Origin of the sequence: Mesorhizobium sp. M5C.F.Ca.IN.020.32.2.1 (assembly GCF_004023105.1) — a bacterium.
GTDB lineage: Bacteria > Pseudomonadota > Alphaproteobacteria > Rhizobiales > Rhizobiaceae > Mesorhizobium > Mesorhizobium wenxiniae.
The window spans coordinates 1-1,645 of the sequence record NZ_RZSX01001141.1 but is presented as its reverse complement, the minus strand read 5'-3'; the positions used below and the strand labels follow the sequence as shown (position 1 = coordinate 1,645).

Annotated in this window: 2 protein-coding genes; both read left to right on the top strand. The window is 62.4% G+C overall.

Annotation, left to right across the window (positions count from 1 at the left end):
- The first annotated feature begins 168 nt into the window (after positions 1–168).
- Positions 169–417, top strand: coding sequence for a hypothetical protein (locus EOA86_RS33700; protein WP_128345495.1), 249 nt, complete (start codon positions 169–171; stop codon positions 415–417).
- Positions 418–484: 67 nt separating this feature from the next.
- Positions 485–790, top strand: coding sequence for a hypothetical protein (locus EOA86_RS33695; RefSeq protein ID WP_128345493.1), 306 nt, complete (start codon positions 485–487; stop codon positions 788–790).
- The last annotated feature ends 855 nt before the right edge of the window (positions 791–1,645 follow it).

Here is a 1,645-nt window from a genome sequence, read left to right as displayed (position 1 = left end):
CATTCAGATGATCTTTCCCGGCAAGCCCGACGAAGCGACGCGGCGGGCGCTGAAGGCCAACGGCTTCCGCTGGTCGCCGTCGCAAGGTGCGTGGCAGCGGCACTTGAACGAGGCGGGGAGATGGGCCGCCGAACGGGTGATGAAGGCGATCAGCGCCGAAGGTGCCGCATGAGTGCGGCCCCTTTCGGGCGTCCTGCCCGCCGCCATGTCACTGTGTACGATACGCCGTCGCAGCTTGGTGGCAGCTTCACCGTCTCGATTGTCGAGACGCTGGCCGGAAACGCGGTGAAGGTGCGCGTCTGGTACGGACGCGCGACCGCGCAAGGCTGGGAGTCGTGGAAGGATTGGGACGGCTACACGTTCCAGACCGATCGCACCGCCCTCACCAACGAGCGAGTAATGCCGCTTTTCAAATAGTGCACCGCGCCGCGTCGATTGACGGCGCGGCCGGTTGTCATCATCGCAATCACCGAGAGGAACGGCTATGAGCCGATACACTGTGGAGATCACAAACGGGACTGCAACGGATGCGCAAGGGACCATCGGTTACGATCCGCCGTTGCGAACCTTCTTTCTGCAAGGCTTTCCGCATCCCAAGACCGACGAGTGCGCGCTGTGGTTCGGCACTTTCCTGGAGGAATTTCCGACCCTGGAATCGATCATCAAGACAGCGCGAGCACAGGGATACGAGGTTCGTGGGCTGAAGCGAAAAATGATTCTGGCGATGCTCAAGGAAGCCGGGCCGCCGCACCCGCCAAGCCTTGGTGAACGACTCGGCATTGTGCGGTAAGCTGCAGGAATCAGCTTTCGAGGGCGAAAGCAGCAGCGCCGGGCCAGCGGCGCGCTCGGGGAGGACGGGCCACCCCGACCGAGGCGACGGCCTCGCCCTCGAACCGGAGGTGATTGCATGTGGTACCTACCACTTAGCATCACCCTAGACGTGAAAAGGACTCGGACCACCTGGCTAGTGAGTATCCGAGTCCAATTCTGGCTCTAGGAAATGGGGGCGAGCCGAAAGGCTCGTCCCTACTCCGGAACCTAATATAGCGCCTTTTCCCCGGCATTTCAAAGCCGGACCGCTCCAGCCCGCATCGAACGGGCCAGGAAGGGTGCGAGGGGCGCCCCTGACGCCCCTCCCCTCCCCGACCACGGCCGCCGCCCGCGTCGCGGTTCGGCTGGTCACTTAGGCTTGTTGTCGTTGTCGGCAGTCGAACCCCACAGCCATTCCTCGCCCACTGCAGCGAAAAGAAGACGGAGAACCGGCCTGACGGCCGGTTGGCGATCTGCCGATTGATGAGGCCGATGGGCGGCCGGGCTACGAAGGCCGCGTTCTCCGGCATCTCCAAAGTGGCAGTTCGCAATCTTTATGCTGCGCACGATACGGCAGGCCCCTGCCTGGGCGTGCAACCCTAAAGGGTTCTCCTCTCCGCTTCGCTCTGTTGCGACCGCTGGCGCGGTGCACTTGGCAGTTCCAGCCGTATTCGAGCTCCGCGATTGCGCACAACCATTTTGGAGGATCTACCTCATGAGAATGCTCGTAACCTTCTGCCAGAAGACCGGCCGCCGCCTTCGTCTGTATATCAACCGGCAAATCGCCAAACTGTCCCATAGGGGCGGCCAGCTTAAACTCTCCGTCGCCTTATCG

Coding starts and splice junctions, on each gene's coding strand:
- EOA86_RS33695 (WP_128345493.1), top strand. CDS start 485: ATGAGCCGATACACTGTGGAGATCACAAACGGGACTGCAACGGATGCG.
- EOA86_RS33700 (WP_128345495.1), top strand. CDS start 169: ATGAGTGCGGCCCCTTTCGGGCGTCCTGCCCGCCGCCATGTCACTGTG.